Annotated in this window: 15 protein-coding genes; 8 read left to right on the plus strand and 7 right to left on the minus strand. The window is 59.3% G+C overall.

Going from position 1 to position 15,267, the window contains the following annotated elements; genetic code table 11:
• Nucleotides 1–100: 100 nt before the first annotated feature.
• Nucleotides 101–403 (minus strand): YebG family protein, encoded by a 303-nt coding sequence (locus NOM67_RS03325; protein WP_042030978.1) that lies wholly within the window; start codon nt 401–403, stop codon nt 101–103.
• 169 nt (nt 404–572) lie between these two features.
• On the opposite strand from NOM67_RS03325, the gene NOM67_RS03330 reads away from it, so the two are divergent.
• Nucleotides 573–1,448: a triacylglycerol lipase gene (locus NOM67_RS03330; protein ID WP_156852779.1), complete on the plus strand. Its 876-nt coding sequence runs from the start codon at nt 573–575 to the stop codon at nt 1,446–1,448.
• 85 nt (nt 1,449–1,533) lie between these two features.
• Here the strand turns inward: NOM67_RS03330 and NOM67_RS03335 are convergent, their stop codons facing one another.
• The gene (locus tag NOM67_RS03335; RefSeq protein WP_255933783.1) at nt 1,534–3,507 is read right to left on the minus strand and encodes an SDR family oxidoreductase; all 1,974 of its coding nucleotides are present in this window, start codon (nt 3,505–3,507) and stop codon (nt 1,534–1,536) included.
• A 248-nt stretch (nt 3,508–3,755) separates the two neighbouring features.
• On the opposite strand from NOM67_RS03335, the gene NOM67_RS03340 reads away from it, so the two are divergent.
• From NOM67_RS03340 to NOM67_RS03355, 4 genes are all read left to right on the plus strand, one after another.
• Nucleotides 3,756–4,328, plus strand: coding sequence for a phasin family protein (locus NOM67_RS03340; RefSeq protein WP_042030972.1), 573 nt, complete (start codon nt 3,756–3,758; stop codon nt 4,326–4,328).
• An 81-nt stretch (nt 4,329–4,409) separates the two neighbouring features.
• The gene (locus tag NOM67_RS03345) at nt 4,410–5,597 is read left to right on the plus strand and encodes a patatin-like phospholipase family protein (protein ID WP_255933788.1); all 1,188 of its coding nucleotides are present in this window, start codon (nt 4,410–4,412) and stop codon (nt 5,595–5,597) included.
• Between the two features lies 1 nt (nt 5,598).
• Nucleotides 5,599–6,240 (plus strand): TetR/AcrR family transcriptional regulator, encoded by a 642-nt coding sequence (locus NOM67_RS03350; RefSeq protein WP_201959392.1) that lies wholly within the window; start codon nt 5,599–5,601, stop codon nt 6,238–6,240.
• A gap of 25 nt (nt 6,241–6,265) precedes the next feature.
• Entirely contained in the window at nt 6,266–7,054 is a 789-nt protein-coding gene (locus tag NOM67_RS03355) for a hypothetical protein (RefSeq protein ID WP_255933790.1), read from the plus strand.
• A 92-nt stretch (nt 7,055–7,146) separates the two neighbouring features.
• Here the strand turns inward: NOM67_RS03355 and NOM67_RS03360 are convergent, their stop codons facing one another.
• Both NOM67_RS03360 and NOM67_RS03365 read right to left on the minus strand, forming a co-directional pair.
• On the minus strand, nt 7,147–8,577 hold the full coding sequence (locus NOM67_RS03360) for a wax ester/triacylglycerol synthase family O-acyltransferase (RefSeq protein ID WP_255933792.1): 1,431 nt from the start codon (nt 8,575–8,577) through the stop codon (nt 7,147–7,149).
• A 261-nt stretch (nt 8,578–8,838) separates the two neighbouring features.
• Nucleotides 8,839–9,174 carry a polyhydroxyalkanoic acid system family protein gene (locus tag NOM67_RS03365; protein ID WP_042030967.1) on the minus strand — a complete coding sequence of 112 codons (336 nt, stop codon included), beginning with the start codon at nt 9,172–9,174 and terminating at the stop codon, nt 8,839–8,841.
• A 258-nt stretch (nt 9,175–9,432) separates the two neighbouring features.
• Here NOM67_RS03365 and NOM67_RS03370 point away from each other — a divergent pair, with 258 nt between their 5' ends.
• On the plus strand, nt 9,433–10,161 hold the full coding sequence (locus NOM67_RS03370) for a hypothetical protein (protein ID WP_255933794.1): 729 nt from the start codon (nt 9,433–9,435) through the stop codon (nt 10,159–10,161).
• Between the two features lie 257 nt (nt 10,162–10,418).
• On the opposite strand, the gene NOM67_RS03375 is transcribed toward NOM67_RS03370, so the two are convergent.
• The 3 genes from NOM67_RS03375 to prpB are packed head-to-tail and all read right to left on the minus strand — an operon-like array spanning nt 10,419 to nt 13,900.
• A complete protein-coding gene (locus tag NOM67_RS03375; protein ID WP_255933796.1) occupies nt 10,419–11,864 on the minus strand; it encodes a bifunctional 2-methylcitrate dehydratase/aconitate hydratase in 1,446 nt (481 codons plus the stop codon).
• 10 nt (nt 11,865–11,874) lie between these two features.
• The gene (prpC, locus tag NOM67_RS03380; RefSeq protein ID WP_156852773.1) at nt 11,875–13,002 is read right to left on the minus strand and encodes a 2-methylcitrate synthase; all 1,128 of its coding nucleotides are present in this window, start codon (nt 13,000–13,002) and stop codon (nt 11,875–11,877) included.
• 10 nt (nt 13,003–13,012) lie between these two features.
• Nucleotides 13,013–13,900 (minus strand): methylisocitrate lyase, encoded by an 888-nt coding sequence (gene prpB / locus NOM67_RS03385; RefSeq protein WP_156853021.1) that lies wholly within the window; start codon nt 13,898–13,900, stop codon nt 13,013–13,015.
• A gap of 147 nt (nt 13,901–14,047) precedes the next feature.
• On the opposite strand from prpB, the gene NOM67_RS03390 reads away from it, so the two are divergent.
• Together NOM67_RS03390 and NOM67_RS03395 are read left to right on the plus strand one after the other, a co-directional pair.
• Nucleotides 14,048–14,674, plus strand: a complete 627-nt coding sequence (locus tag NOM67_RS03390) for a paraquat-inducible protein A (RefSeq protein ID WP_156852772.1) — start codon at nt 14,048–14,050, stop codon at nt 14,672–14,674.
• Nucleotides 14,658–15,260 carry a paraquat-inducible protein A gene (locus NOM67_RS03395; RefSeq protein ID WP_033113812.1) on the plus strand — a complete coding sequence of 201 codons (603 nt, stop codon included), beginning with the start codon at nt 14,658–14,660 and terminating at the stop codon, nt 15,258–15,260. Before NOM67_RS03390 ends, NOM67_RS03395 begins: the two co-directional genes overlap by 17 nt.
• The last annotated feature ends 7 nt before the right edge of the window (nt 15,261–15,267 follow it).

The raw sequence follows: 15,267 nt of genomic DNA on the forward strand, positions 1-15,267 counted from the left end.
TTAAAAAATTCTCGGGGTAAACATCCTGAAAAATTATGATAAATGCAATTTAAGTGAATGATGTTCAAGCCGTTACCCCGATAGGCCACCAAGAAACTGCTTATGCCACCTGTTTGAGCGCCTTCTCCTTGCGCTTGGCTGCGGGCTCTTCCTCCTTGTTGCCAGTTGCCGCTACCTTGCCACCACGCAGCAGGTTTTGCAGCTGATCACGCTGCTCGGCGAGGTAAAACGCCAGGCTCTCCTGCTGCTCCGGGGTCATCTCGACAGGGGCACCGGCGAGCAGTGCCATCAGCTCATCGGCGGTATCCAGCAGTTTGTCATAGGCGTCCGCCTCTTTCTTGCTGGCAAAAGTCATTTTTTCCACTCCCCCACGAACCACAACATATTTGATTTCAACAGCCATGATGGCCTCCTCTTGGTAATGATGAGACAAGTATATGTATGGATATACAGTATTGCAAATAACCTGACACGGAAATGAGAAAGGGCTATGTCGAGGCAAGCGTGACGGGGCCTGCAGGGTAGAAAAGCGTCATTTGACTTCTATGGCTATGTCGCCGGATCATGGGGGCATGACGATCGTACGACACCTGTTTATTCTGCTGATGGTTGAGGTGCTGCTCATTGGGAGCATCGCCCATCTGGTACTGGATTTTTCATGGCTGGTCACTCTGCTGTTCGTGATCCTGGCTCTGCTCACCCTGCGTTGCCTGGTGGTACTCGGTAGCTGGCTATTTACCCGCTTTTACCCCTCCCCGGCCATCGGCATGTCGGCGAGAGTGAAGATGATGGCACGAGAGATGCTCGCCTACCTCTACACCTTTACCTGGCTGCTCCCCTTCGAGCCGCTGCTGATGGTGCCAGACAGGCTGCCTCCCGGCACACGGCCGGTACTGCTGGTGCATGGTTATGGTTGCAGCCGCGGCATCTGGCGAACCCAGCGTGCTCGGCTTGAAGCTGCGGGTCATGTGGTCGCTACCATTACCCTGACGCCGCCATTTGGTCATATCGACGAGATGGTGCCGCTGCTGGCCAAGCGAATTGACGATGTGCTCGCAGCAACCGGTGCCAGCCAGCTGGTGCTGATCGGCCACAGCATGGGGGGGTTGGTCTGCCGCGACTATCTGGCGGTCCATGGCGGCGACAAGGTAGCGAGCCTTATCACGCTGGCAACGCCCCATCAGGGAAGCCAGCTGGCGATGCTGGGGGTGGGTGCCAATGCGCGGGAGATGGAGCCGGGTTCCGGCTGGTTGCAGCGCTTTGCCTCTGTGCCTCTCTGCGTTCCCGGGATCTCGGTACGTACCAGCCACGATAACGTGGTGATGCCACAGGAGTGCCAGCGTCTGGCCGGCATGGAAGATATCGAGCTGGCGGGGATTGGTCACCTCACCCTGCTCTACTCGCGCCGTACCACGGCGCTGCTGCTTACGCTGCTGGCTCGCAATTAGGCCATAGGCAATCAGCTCACAATAAAAGAGCGGGCCCGAATGTTCGGGCCCGCTCTGTTTTTATCTTCCTTTCAGCTGCGCTGGCTTAGAAGTGGATCCCCTTGATGAAGGTGGAGACGGCAACCTGATCGGCGGTGGCCTTGGACTTGTCGCCATCCTTGGGATCGGCAAAGGTGCGGAAGCTGGTGTTCATGATGACCTGAGCGACACGCGGTGCCAGGGCATGAACCACCTGACCAAATACCCCGAGGCGAGTGGCCAGACGAACATGCTTGTTGATGATGGTATCGCATACCAGATCGGCCGCTTCTTCCGGCGTCATCATCGGTACCTGCTCATAGACCTTGGTCGGTGCGACCATCGGCGTTTTCACCAGCGGCATATTGATGATGGAGAAGCTCACCCCTTTATCGGCAAACTCGGAGGCGGCGGTACGCACCCAAGCATCGAGGGCTGACTTGGAGGCAACATAGGCGGAGAAGCGCGGCGCATTGGTCAACACCCCGATGGAGGAGATGTTGATGATGTGGCCTTTCTTCTTCTCGATCATGGTGGGCAGCACCCCCATGATCACCTTGAGCGCGCCGAAGTAGTTGAGCTGCATGGTGCGTTCTAAATCGTGGAAGCGATCGAAGGAGTCCTCGATGGAGCGGCGGATGGAGCGGCCGGCATTGTTGACCAGAATATCGACGCCGCCGTGATCGGCCACGATGCGAGCGGTGATCTCCTCGGCCTGCGCCAGATTGGAGAGATCCCCCTGATAGATCTCGATGGTCAGCCCCAGCTCGGCAAACTCGGCTTTAGTCTCGGCAATCTTCTGCTCGTCGCGGGCGATGGTAACGACATTGGCCCCCGCCCCCGCCAGCTTGCGTGCGGTTGCACGGCCAATGCCGGAGGTGGCCCCGGTCACCAGCACCACCTTGCCCTCTACCCGACCACGCAGAGAGCGATCGATGAAGAGCTCCGGGTCAAGGTGGCGCTCCCAGTAATCCCACAGCCGCCAGGCGTAGCTGTGCAGCGGCGGCACTTCGATACCGGTCCCTTTCAGTACCCGTTGGGTTTCGCGACTGTCGAAACGGGTGGGATAGCTGATAAGACGGAACACATCCTTGGGCAGACCCAGATCGGCGATGGCGGCATCGCGAATGCGGCGCACCGGCGCCATGGTCATCAGCATGGCGGTCAGGTGGCGGGGAATGAAGTTAAAGAGAGAGGCGTTGATGCGGATCGCGGGCTCCGGCGCATGGGCGGCGCGGGAGAAGGTGCTCAGCATGTCGCCAACCCGCATCGGGTTGGGGTCGGTCAGATGGAAGGTTTTGTTCTCCTCTCCCTCCTGATGGGCGATATGTACCATGGCATCGACCACAAAGTTGACCGGCACTATGTTGATGCGCCCGCCCTCAACCCCGATGGCCGGCATCCAGGGCGGCAGTAGACGGCGCAGCTTCTGGATGGTCTTGAAGAAGTAGTAAGGGCCGTCGATCTTGTCCATCTCGCCGGTATTGGAGTCACCGACAACGATGCCCGGGCGGTAGACCCGCCACGGAATGCTGCACTCGTTGCGCACAATCCCTTCCGCTTCGTGCTTGGTCTGGAAATAAGGCATGTCGAGGTGTTCGGCTTCATCGAACATATCCTCGCGAAACAGACCATCAAAGAGACCGGCGGCAGCAATAGAGCTGCAGTGGTGGAACTGGCGGGCCGAGAGTCGTTCGGCCAGCTGCACGGACTGACGGGTTCCTTCGGTGTTGACCTGCTGCTGGATCCCCGCCTTGGCGTTGAGATCATAGATGGCAGCCAGATGGAAGAAGTGGTCGATCTTGCCGATCAACTGCTCCTGTATCTCGACCGATACCCCCAACAGCGGTTGCGTCATGTCGCCAAAAACCGGGACCGCGCGCGATTCATCCACATTCCAGAATGAGAACAGCTCTGGCAATTTTTCCTGATGAGAAGAGCGCATCAGAAAATAGACGGTACAGTCGGGATGCTGTTGGAATAACTTTTTGATCAATCGACGCCCGATAAAACCACTACCGCCGGTAATGAAATAGTTCATAAAGAGAATCCTGCTACTGATTAGGGTGTTACTAGGTTGTTAGATATATCACGATTCATATGGAAATCCGCAATTTGATTGTCGGTTCGTGAGCAAACCCTAATTTCGGTGGTGTGCCTGTTCCGTTATTAGGTAGAACCCTCTATTTTTTGTCCCTAGACTGAAGTTGAAAAATCAGTAATGCCACAACCCGATTGCAGTTTCGTTGTCGCCATTACATTTATCTGTCGTTATTCAAGGAGAAGATCATGGCTAAAAAACTTAAAGCGCTGGCAGGTTCAGTGACCGACAACCAACTCACCTCCACCATCAAAGAGTCCACCCAGCAGATCTGGTTGGCCGGCCTGGGCGCCTATGCCAAGGCGCAGGAAGAGGGCGGCAAGATTTTTGAAGCGCTGGTGCAGGAAGGTGAAGCGCTGCAAGCCAAAACCCGTCAAAGTGCTGACGAGAAGATTGCTGCGGTAGCTGACAAGACTGCCGGTACCTGGGGCCGTCTGGAGCAGGTGTTCGAAGATCGCGTTGCCCGCGCTGTAGCCAGTCTCGGTATCCCGACTCGCAAGGACATCGACAAGCTCTCCAAGCGCATGGCCGAGCTGACCGAAGTGGTGCAGCAGTTGCTGGATGCCCAGGACGAAGAGGCTCCGGCCGCTGAAGCCAAACCGGCAGCCCCGAAGAAAGCGCCGGTCAAGAAAGCGCCGGTAAAGAAGGCGCCGGTCGCCAAGGCTAAAGAGGCTGTGGTTGAGCAGGCAGCTGACCTCCTCTCCGCTGCAGAAGATGCAGTCAAAGAGGTGAAGGCCAAGGCCGAGAGCGTTCTGCCGTAATCCGTCTCGATGGCAAAGAGTGAGCATCACCGGCCCATGCCCAGCGCTGGGCCGGTTTTCTATGGATAGGGAGGAGGCTCTATGAGTACGGTAGCAATCGCCCTTGCCGGTGGCGGGCCGCTCGGTGGCATCTACGAGATCGGTGCCTGCGCCGCCCTCTCCGACAGCATCAGCGGCCTGCGCCTTGAACATGCCGATATTTATGTCGGCGTCAGCTCGGGCGCCGTGGTGGCATCGGCGCTGGCCAACGGCATCTCGGCAGAAAAACTGGTGCGCATACTGCTCAGCGATGACTCCGGTGAGATGTTTGATCCCGCCACCCTGCTGCGTCCCGCCTTTCGTGAATACGCTTTGCGACTCGGCTCCATCCCGCCTCTGGCGCTGGAGTGCCTGATGCGCTATCTGGCTGCCCCCTGGAAACGCAGCCTGTTTGAATCGCTGCAAGGTCTCTCCAGGGCGATCCCGACCGGGCTGTTCGACAATCGCGGGGTGGATCGCATCCTGACCCAGTTCTTCTCCCGTCCCGGTCGCAGCAATGATTTTCGCCAGCTAAACCGCCGTCTGTTCGTGGTGGCGACCGAGCTGGATACCGGCCATCCGGTCGCCTTTGGCGGGCCGGGGCTCGACGATGTGCCCATTTCGGCTGCCGTGCAGGCCTCTGCGGCCCTGCCCGGCCTCTTTCCTCCCTCCTTGATCAATGGCCGTTACTATGTCGATGGCGCCCTGATCAAGACGCTGCACGCCTCGGTGGCGCTGCAGGAGGGGGCAGATCTGGTCTTCTGCATCAATCCGCTGGTGCCCTTCGATGCAGGGATGGCAGCCGGAGAGCCCACCAATCTGGTGGATAGCGGTTTGCCGGTGGTGCTGGCCCAGACCTTCCGCGCCATCATCCACTCGCGGATGCATGTGGGGATGGATCGCTATCGCCACCAATACCCCAACGCCGACGCACTGCTGTTTGAACCATCCCCTGCCGATGGCGAGATGTTTTTTACCAATGTGTTCAGCTATCGGGATCGTCGCCGCCTGTGCGAACACGCCTTCCAACACACCCGTCGCGATCTCTGGCAGCGTCGCCACGAGCTTGCCCCCATCCTGGCCAAGCATGGCTTCGAGCTCAATCTGAAGGCGCTCGCCGACCCCGATCGCACCCTGCTGGCCCCCAGCAGCGGCTCGGTTGCGGCTCTCGACAAGTCGCTGGAACAGCTGCAACACTGGCTCGCCAGGCGTTATCGCCGTGGCGTACGTCGTCCACACGTGAAGGAGTAGCATGGATCGCAAGCCCAAACGCCGTACCCGGGAACGGATCCTGACCACTGCCCTCGCCCGCTTCAATCTGCTGGGCGAACCCAGCGTTACCACCTCGGCCATTGCGGCCGAGATGGAGATAAGCCAGGGAAATCTCTACTACCACTTCCACAACAAGGAGGAGATCGTCAATGCCCTGTTCGACGAGTTCGAGCAGGAGATGGAGCGCCTGCTCGATGCGGTCAGCGCCCCGTCCGATGAGCCCGAGGATATCTGGCTCTTCCTCCACCTGATGTTTGAAGCCATCTGGAAATACCGTTTCTTCTACTACGATATCTCCACCCTGATGAATGGCTACCATCGGGTCGAGCAGCGCTTCTCCGCCCTGCTGCGCCGCAAGGAGCAGACAGCCATCACCATCTGCACTCACCTGCAGACGGTCGGCCTGATGGAGGGAAGTCCCCAACAGCTGCGTTCACTGGCTGCCAACGTGGCGCTGGTGGGCACATTCTGGATCTCGTACCAGCGGGCACTGCACCCCCGGAACGACGCCGATATTGCATTGGGCGTCTTTCAGGTGATGCAGCTGGTCGCCCCCTATCTGCGGGACGATGCCCGTGTTCATCTGGGCGCTCTCGCCCACCACTACACCGAAAAGGTTTGACTCAAATGCTACAGGGAGAACAAGCATGACCACCTCACAACTCGAATTTGTCCCCTTCCCCTACGCGGATGCGGCCTATGATTATGCTGGCCAGAAGCTGGCCGATAACTGGGAACGTCTCCATCAGGGGGATGCCGAGCCATGGCCGGAAGATGAGCAGGTACAGGATGCCTGGCGGGCCTACCACGCAGGGGATTTTGCCCAGGCCGTCGCCCTTGGCGAAGCGGCCGGTGAGGCAGGTCTCAATGTGGCGAACAAGGCGCTGGTGATCCACGCCAGCTACCTGCTGGAAGACAAGTATGCCAAGCGTGCCGCTTTCGAGCGGGCGGCCAACCATGCCGAGAAGCTGCAAAAACGCCAGCCTGACAATGCCAACGCCTGGTACTTCCATGCTCTGGCCCTTGGCCGTTACAGCCAGGTGATTTCCATCTCCAAAGCCCTCTCTCAGGGCATTGGTGACAAGATCAAGGCAAGCCTGGAGAAGGCACTGGAGATCGAACCCGACCACGCCGAAGCCCATATCGCCTTTGGCGCATGGCACGCCGAGATCGTCGACAAGCTGGGCGCCATGATCGGCGGCCTCACCTATGGTGCCAAGAAGGAGGAGTCCGAGCGTCACTTCAAGGAGGCGCTGGCACTGATCCCCGATTCCGCCATCGCGCGGATGGAGTATGCCAATGCCCAGGTGATGCTGCATGGCAAGAGCCGCTTGAAAGCGGCCGAAGCTCTCTATGCCGAAGCGGCCGAGTGCGAGCCGATGGATGCGATGGAGCGCCTCGATGTGGAGGCGGCGCGCGAAGAGCTGGAGGATTAATCCCCTGCCTTACGCAGCTGCGTCAGGCAACAGATAGCAAAGAGGCCAACCCGCGGGTTGGCCTCTTTTTATCGGGGTTTTTATGTGCTGGATCAGCCCAGCAGCGCATCAAGGCCGTTCGGGTCGAACAGCAGCTCCGGCTCCAGCAACACCAGCAGTAGCAGTTGTTCAAACTCCACCGCGAAGCGGTCGACAACCTGATCAGGATCCGGTACCAGCTTCTTGTCGGTGATAAGCCCCAGCTGCACGCCGTGATCGTAGGAGAGGATGGAGACGCCGACGCCGATATCCCCGGCCTGTGGCACCCAGAACAGCGGCTGGCGCAGGCGCGCACCGGCCAGATAGAGGGTCTGCTGCGGCCCCGGCACATTGGTGATCACCGCGCTGGCTTTGGCCGCCAGCAGATCGACCGCCTGCTGTTGTACCGCTTTGGGCGCCATGCCAAGACCATGGAGCAGATTGAGCACCACAACCGGCTGCAGCGAGCTGCGCAGCGCCTGCATTCGATCTCGCACCGCATAGAGGCGTTGCAGCGGATGGGCGATATCGAGCGGCAGATCGAGGGCCACCAGCCCGAAACGGTTGCCAAGGGCACCGTCATCGTCTGGGGATCGCATATTGACCGGCACCAGGGCGCGAATTTCGATGTTGTCGACATCGTCACCCTTCTCTTCCAGGTAGTGACGGAACGCGCCGGCGGTGGCGGCGATCAGCAGGTCGTTGACCGAGCAGCCCAGCACCTTGCCTACCGCCTTGATGTCGGGCAGCGGGATCTGTTCCGACCAGGCAACCCGCTTGCTGCTGCCCGTCTTGCCCTTGAGGCGGGAGGGTGAATCATCGCCCAGCGTCGCAATGTTGCACAGCTCGCTGGCCACATCGCGACCGGCTTTGAGGTAATCCACCGCCTTGGTGGGATGGGTCAGCACCTCGACATATTTGGACCAGAGGGTGCCGGTCAGCTTGAGGCCCGCCTTGACCAGCCTGCTGCCGTGGGGCGTGTCGTCATCGTCCTCCTCATCGGCGGGCTCCGGCGCCGCCTTGGGACGGATGGGAGTGACTGGTTGCGGGGAGTTGTCCATCATGGTGAGCATGGCCCGCACCAGCGAGAAGCCATCCCCCATAGCGTGGTGGATGCGCACCACCAGCGCCTGACCGCCCAGCGAGGTGTCGGTCAGGTGCATGTCCCACAGGGGACGCTGGTGGTTGAGCGGGGTCGAGGCGAGATCGGCCACCAGCTTCTCCAGCTCGATTTTGCCCGCCTTGCCGGGCAGGATCACGCGCTTGAGGTGCTGGTCGAGATCGAAGTCGGGATCATGGCGCCAGCAGTAGGATCCCCCCTCCAGCACGGCCCGCTGGTGGAAGCGGGGCTGTACCGAAATGGTGTGGCGCAACCCGTTGCGCAGACGCTCTTCATCAAGCAGCCCTTCAAACATCAGAACGCCGATGATCTGCATCAGGTTGTTGGGTCTGTCCATGCGTAGCCATGCGGTATCAACGCAAGAGATAAATTCACTCGTTGGCATGCTGTTTCCCTGCAAAATGAAATAGTCGAGACAGCCAGAAACCTTCTCTCTTCATCTCGCAATGAGCGGAAAACGTAATTAAAGATGAGGTAGTCAGGCCGGCTCGAAATATTAAGTACGAAAAGTGATGGCTATATTAAAAATCCAAAATGCATTGCTAAACATTCACCGAACAATAAGCAGAGAGTCGAGCAGAAATAGCCTGTTCAATACATGTCTTACTCTCTTCCCCGCTATTTAAAATGGCGGGTGAAATTGGTTTCATACCCGTTTCGGGCAGGGTAATCGATTCTCCACATAATCGAGGATCTCCTGCTCCAGCACACTGCGTACGGGCAGCAGCATCAGGCCAAGATGAACATCGAGCTGCAAATTCTCCTCATCGAGAATGAGCGAACCATGAACGCCCGAGCCACGAAACCGCAATTCGGTCTCCTCTTCATCCGCCCATTCACAATCCAGTTGATAGTTTTCGCACATGTCCTGGGCAATGGCTTCTGCGGCCACCCGGGCACCGGCCAGCCCCAGCGGGTGCTGTCGGCTGATCTGGATGGTTGAGAGCCCGCGACTGCCAGCGAGCGAATCGTATAGAAACATGATGAGTACTCAGGGTAATGACATATCTGTTGATATTAAACACATGTTCACAACAAGTGAAAGAGTCATTTACATAAATGGGACTCACTTAACAGTGTCTGCCGTCATGGCAAGGGCTGGCGTGGCGCAGGATTTATTCCCGGCCACCTTCAGGCTACACTTGGCAGTGAAGAAGGTGTAAAAACTGTTTGTTTTTCATTCGGTTGTCTATTTCGAATCTATAACTCCGTCCAGTCCCACACAATCAGAGAGCTGTCGATGACCCATCAATCCCACTCCCCCGATGACGAGAGCACCCTTGGTCAGCTCTATCGCCAGCTCAATCGGGTGGCGGCTTTGCGCGAGCAGATGCGCTGCCATCCGCAAGATATGCAGGATCGGGACTGCTTGCGTCAGTGGCAGGCCGACCGGCTGGGGCGCACCCACAGGGATTTGCTGGAGAGCGACCGTTATGGGCCGGCCGCCCGCTTCTTTCTGACCGATCTCTACGGGCCGGGTGACAGCGCTCGCCGCGATGCCGACGTGATGCGGGTGATGCCAACTGCAGAGCGGCTGTTGCCCGAATCCGGCCACAAGGTGCTGGCACAGGCGATCGAGCTCGACGCCCTCTCCGAAGAGCTCGATTACCTGATGGTGGTGGCGCTGCGCCGCATTGGCGGGCTCAATCCCATTACTGCCGAACACTACACCATCGCCTATCGCGCCGTGGGTGAGCAGGCGCGTCGGGAGCATCAGATTGCGCTGGTGAGCCAGCTGGGTATGACGCTGGATCGGCTGGCGAGAAAACCGCTGCTGGGGGCAACCCTCAAGCTGGTCTCGGGCCCGGCCCATCTGGCGGGGCTTGGCGAGCTCTTCTCCTTTGTCGAGCGGGGCTATCAGGTGTGCCATCACATGGGACGTGCCAACGAGTTTCTTGAAACCATCGCCAGTCGCGAGACGGCCATCATGACGGCGCTCTTTAGCGGTGATAGCAGCGTTCTGGCTTAAGCTCGGTAGACGAAGATTGTTGCAAATAAATCGAGTTGAAATTGATCATTGTTGCGTCAGTGAAACAGCGCGCGGGAAGCGGATCGTTGCCGTGGTAGTGGCACGATAAAACGCGAGGCCCGATCGTTGGTAACAGACAGAAGCAGCAACGTCTGAACGTCTGATTGTGCAAGAGGTTGCCAGATAACCCTTGCCAGACGACAAAGCGGGCCGATGGGCCCGCTTTTCGTTTATCGCTGTTTGCCGGTAGATATCGGTCAGATCACCAACAGATCCATAAAGGCGTGTACCGGGGTGGCGGCAAGCCGCGGCCCATCCTGACAGAGGGCAAGGATGTCGCTGACCCGTTTCGCCGGGAAGCGGGTGGCCAGGTTGTGCTGGAATTTCTCCACCAGCAGCGGGATCCCCTCCTCCCGGCGGCGACGATGGCCGACCGGGTACTCCACCTCCACCTTGGCGGTGTGAGTACCGTCCTTGAAGAAGATCTGGATGGCGTTGGCAATGGAGCGCTTGTCTGCCTCCAGATATTCGCGGCTGTAACGCTTGTCCTCCTGCACCACCATCTTGCTGCGCAGCCCATCGATGCGGGGATCGGCGGCAACATCGTCCTCGTAATCCTCAGCGATGAGTCGACCGAAGATCAGCGGAACCGCCACCATGTACTGCAGACAGTGATCCCGATCGGCCGGGTTGTTGAGGGCGCCGACCTTGCTGATGATGCGAATGGCCGACTCATGAGTGGTGAGCTCGATACGATCTATCTCGTCGAGCCGCCCCTTCACCTGACCATGCAACTTCATGGCGCACTCCACCGCGGTCTGGGCATGGAACTCGGCAGGATAGGAGATCTTGAACAGCACGTTCTCCATCACATAGCTGCCGTACCCCTGATGCAGGGCGAACTGGTTGCCCTTGAACAGCACATCGTAGAAGCCCCACTTGGGGGCGCTCAGCACACCGGGATAGCCCATCTCGCCGCTCATGGTGATAAGGGCGAGGCGCACTGCACGGGAGGTGGCATCCCCCGCAGCCCAGCTTTTGCGCGACCCTGCATTGGGGGCATGACGGTAGGTCCGCAGGCTCTGGCCATCGACCCAGGCCTGGGAGACCGCATCGATCACCTGATCGCGGGTGCCCCCCAGCATATGAGTCACCACGGCGGTGCTGGCGACCTTGACCAGTACCACGTGATCGAGACCGACCCGATTGAAGGAGTTCTCCAGCGCCAGCACCCCCTGAATTTCGTGGGCTTTGACCATGGCCACCAGCACATCGGCCATGGTGAGCGGCGCCTTGCCCTCGGCCACGCGAGTACGGGAGAGCCAGTCGGCCGTGGCGAGAATACCGCCCAGATTGTCGGATGGGTGACCCCACTCGGCAGCCAGCCAGGTGTCGTTGTAATCGAGCCAGCGGATGATGGCGCCGATGTCCCAGGCCGCCTTGACCGGATCGAGGCAGAGTTGGGTACCGGGCACCCGGGCACCATGGGGCACGACAGTACCGGGTACGATGGGGCCAAGGTGCTTGGTGCACTCGGGGAAGCGCAGGGCCAGCAGGCCACAGCCGAGCGTATCCATCAGGCAGTAGCGGGCGGTGTCGAGGGCCGCCTTGCTGGTAATGGGGTGGTTGCAGACATAATCGGCAATATCGACCAGCACCTGATCGGGGTCTGGTCTGTGGTTGACGTCGACGTTGGCGGACATCGTGACTTCCTTATCGTTGTTGTAGAGAGACAAAGTGACGGGGGGCCGGGCCGACATAATCGGCGCTCGGGCGGATGATCCGGTTGTGCTCGCGCTGCTCCATCACGTGGGCGCACCAGCCGGTGACCCGTGAGCAGACGAAGATGGGGGTGAACAGCTTGGTCGGGATCCCCATGTAGTGATAGGCGCTGGCGTGGAAGAAGTCGGCGTTGGGAAAAAGCTCTTTCTCCTCCCACATTACTTTCTCCGCCTCGCAGGAGACTCGATAGAGGCGATCATCACCCACCGCCTCGGCGAGCTTGGCCGACCACTCCTTGATGATGACGTTGCGCGGATCCGAGGTGCGGTAAATGGCGTGGCCAAAGCCCATGATCTTCTCCTTGGCCGCCAGCTTGGCCAGCAGTTCGCGCCTTGCCTGCGTCTCGTCTTGCCAATCTTCGATCATCGCCATGGCGGCCTCGTTGGCCCCGCCATGGAGCGGGCCGCGCAGGGTACCGATGGCGGCGGTGATGCAGGAGAACATGTCGGAAAGAGTTGAGGCACAGACTCGCGCGGCAAAGGTGGAGGCGTTGAACTCATGCTCGGCGTAGAGGATGAGAGAGACATGCATCACCCGACGCTCCAGCTCGCTTGGCGCTTTCTGGTGCAGCAGGGCCAGAAAGTGGCCGCCGATACACTCCTCGTCGCTGTCGAGGGCGATGCGAACTCCTTCGTGACTGAACTTGTACCAGTAGATCAGGATACCCGGGAAGGCGGCCAGCAGCCGATCCGCCACTTCATGTTCATGCTCGAAACCATCTTCCGGCTCCAGATCGCCGAGCATGGAGCAGCCGGTGCGCAGCACATCCATCGGATGAGCATCGGCGGGAATGCGCTCCAGCACCTCCAGCAGCGCGGCCGGCAGTGTGCGCAAGCGGCGCAGATCGCGTTTGTAGTCGGCCAGTTGCTGGTTACTCGGCAATTCTCCCTTGAGCAGCAGATAGGCGACTTCCTCGAACTGGGCGCTGTCGGCCAGCTCCTTGATGTCGTAACCGCGATAGGTAAGCCCGGTGCCGCTCTTGCCCACGGTGCAGATACTGGTCTCCCCTGCGCTTTGGCCGCGCAGACCAGCCCCGCCCAACGGTTTCTGTTGTCCCATAAGCTGCCTCCTATTCCTTGGCTGAAAACAGACGATCCAGTGTCTGCTCGTAGTGGTGATATCCGAGAAAGTCGTAGAGCGACTCCCGGGTCTGCATGGTCTCCACGACGGCACGTTGATGGCCATCCTGGCGAATATGTTGATAGACGTTGAGTGCGGCCTGATTGGCGGCGCGGTTGGCACTCAATGGATAGAGCACCATGTCGACCCCGTGGGCGGCGAGCTGCTCCTTGTCAAACAGCTCGGTTTTGCCGAACTCGGTCATGTTGGCAAGGATCGGCACTTGGGCCGCCTGCTTGAACTGGTCGTATTGGGCCAGTTCGGTCACCGCCTCGGCGAAGATCATGTCGGCCCCAGCGGCCACATAGGCGGCGGTGCGCTCAAGAGCAGATTCCATCCCCTCCACCGCCAGCGCATCGGTGCGAGCCATGATGACGAACTCGCCATTCTCGCGAGCATCTACTGCCGCCTTGATCCGATCACACATCTCCTCCAGCGACACCACCGCCTTATTGGGGCGATGACCGCAGCGCTTTTGGGCCACCTGATCTTCCATATGGACGGCGGCGACACCGGCCCGCTCGAACGCGCGAATGGTGCGGGCGATGTTGAACGCCCCGCCCCAGCCGGTATCGATATCGACCAGCAGCGGCACTCGGGTTGCTGCGGTGATCCGTTCGGCATCAATCAGCACGTCGTTGAGGGAGGTCATGCCGAGATCCGGCAATCCGTAGGAGGCGTTGGCGACGCCGGCGCCCGAGAGGTAGATCGCCTGAAAGCCGCTGCGCTCGGCCATCATTGCCATATAGGCGTTGATGGTGCCGACGATCTGTAGTGGCTTTTCATTGGCAAGGGCGGTACGAAAACGTAGCCCTGCCGAGGGGGGCAAACTGGACATCATGACTCCTTTCATCTGTCTGGTTTGACCATCTAATATCACGTTTACGTTAACGTCAATTATACTTTCGTAACATTAAGGAGGCAGGCAAGACAGGGAACCGGTTTTAGGGTAAATTTCACCAATTGCTTCAACAGGTTGAATTGTATGATGGAGCCCGGTTCCGTGATCGTCTGTCCGGCGTGCGACTTGCTTATCCAGCGCAAGGCGCTGCCGCTGCGTCGTCATGCCCACTGCCCTCGCTGTCACCAGCATCTCTATGGCCGTTATGCTTTTCGTCCCTCCCAATTGATGGCGCTGACCATCACCGGATTTCTGCTGCTCCCCTCCGCCTTTTTCGAGCCCCTCATCTATCTGCGGCTGGCTGGCGTCAACTCCGATGCCAACTTGTTGCACGGGATTTTTGTGCTGTTTGGCGAGGGGGAGTTCTGGGTTGCCTCTCTGGTGCTCTGGTGCGCCGTGCTGGCCCCCATCGGTCTGTTGACCGGGATCTTTGCGCTGGCATCTGGCCTTGCCAAACGCTGGCATCTCCTTGCGCCAACATTGAAGGCTGTCGAAGTGTTTCGTCACTGGGCCATGCTGGAGGTCTATATCGTCAGCCTGCTGGTTGCCCTGTTCAAACTGATCGATATCGCCGATGTCAGGCTGGGTGGCGGGCTGCTCAGCCTCGGCATTCTGATGCTGCTCAACATGAGTTTGCTGATCCTCTTTGATCCATCTCCCTATTGGGATCGGATCCCGCTCAAGGAGAAAGGCGATGACCAGCGCCCGTGAAATGGGGCTCTGCCGCTGCCATACCTGCGGCCTGCTGGTGCGTTATCAGGCGGGATGCGTCTGTCCACGTTGCGATAGCAAGCTGCAGGTGCGGATCCCTCATTCGCTTGCCTGGTCGTGGGGCTTGCTGGCACTGGCCACCTTTATGCTGCTTCCCGCCAACCTGCTGCCCATTACCCACTTCTACAACAAGGGGCTATTGCAGTCGGATACCATCTTCAGCGGGATCCTGATGCTCTATCGCAGCAAGATGAGCGGGATTGCCACCATAGTACTCACCGCCAGCATACTGGTACCGGTGGGTAAGATAATCGGGTTGGCGTGGATCTGCTGGCAGCTGCAACGGGCCAAACCGGTGCGGCGCAAGCGCCAGCTCTTGATGTATCGGGTGATCGACTTTATCGGCCGCTGGTCGATGCTGGATCTGTTTGTCATTTCGCTGATGGTGGCGCTGGTCGATCGCGGCGTCATGCTGAGCGTCCGCGCTGGCCCGGGTGCCACCGCCTTTGCGGGCGTGGTGGTGTTGACCATGATGTCGGCCCGCATGCTCGATACCAGGCTGCTTTGGGACAAGGCGGCCCGTTGATGCGTTT

Source organism: Aeromonas sp. SG16, from assembly GCF_024436135.1.
Taxonomy (GTDB): Bacteria; Pseudomonadota; Gammaproteobacteria; order Enterobacterales; family Aeromonadaceae; genus Aeromonas; species Aeromonas jandaei.

Coding starts and splice junctions, on each gene's coding strand:
- NOM67_RS03325 (WP_042030978.1), bottom strand. CDS start 403: ATGGCTGTTGAAATCAAATATGTTGTGGTTCGTGGGGGAGTGGAAAAA.
- NOM67_RS03330 (WP_156852779.1), top strand. CDS start 573: ATGACGATCGTACGACACCTGTTTATTCTGCTGATGGTTGAGGTGCTG.
- NOM67_RS03335 (WP_255933783.1), bottom strand. CDS start 3,507: ATGAACTATTTCATTACCGGCGGTAGTGGTTTTATCGGGCGTCGATTG.
- NOM67_RS03340 (WP_042030972.1), top strand. CDS start 3,756: ATGGCTAAAAAACTTAAAGCGCTGGCAGGTTCAGTGACCGACAACCAA.
- NOM67_RS03345 (WP_255933788.1), top strand. CDS start 4,410: ATGAGTACGGTAGCAATCGCCCTTGCCGGTGGCGGGCCGCTCGGTGGC.
- NOM67_RS03350 (WP_201959392.1), top strand. CDS start 5,599: ATGGATCGCAAGCCCAAACGCCGTACCCGGGAACGGATCCTGACCACT.
- NOM67_RS03355 (WP_255933790.1), top strand. CDS start 6,266: ATGACCACCTCACAACTCGAATTTGTCCCCTTCCCCTACGCGGATGCG.
- NOM67_RS03360 (WP_255933792.1), bottom strand. CDS start 8,577: ATGCCAACGAGTGAATTTATCTCTTGCGTTGATACCGCATGGCTACGC.
- NOM67_RS03365 (WP_042030967.1), bottom strand. CDS start 9,174: ATGTTTCTATACGATTCGCTCGCTGGCAGTCGCGGGCTCTCAACCATC.
- NOM67_RS03370 (WP_255933794.1), top strand. CDS start 9,433: ATGACCCATCAATCCCACTCCCCCGATGACGAGAGCACCCTTGGTCAG.
- NOM67_RS03375 (WP_255933796.1), bottom strand. CDS start 11,864: ATGTCCGCCAACGTCGACGTCAACCACAGACCAGACCCCGATCAGGTG.
- prpC (WP_156852773.1), bottom strand. CDS start 13,002: ATGGGACAACAGAAACCGTTGGGCGGGGCTGGTCTGCGCGGCCAAAGC.
- prpB (WP_156853021.1), bottom strand. CDS start 13,900: ATGTCCAGTTTGCCCCCCTCGGCAGGGCTACGTTTTCGTACCGCCCTT.
- NOM67_RS03390 (WP_156852772.1), top strand. CDS start 14,048: ATGATGGAGCCCGGTTCCGTGATCGTCTGTCCGGCGTGCGACTTGCTT.
- NOM67_RS03395 (WP_033113812.1), top strand. CDS start 14,658: ATGACCAGCGCCCGTGAAATGGGGCTCTGCCGCTGCCATACCTGCGGC.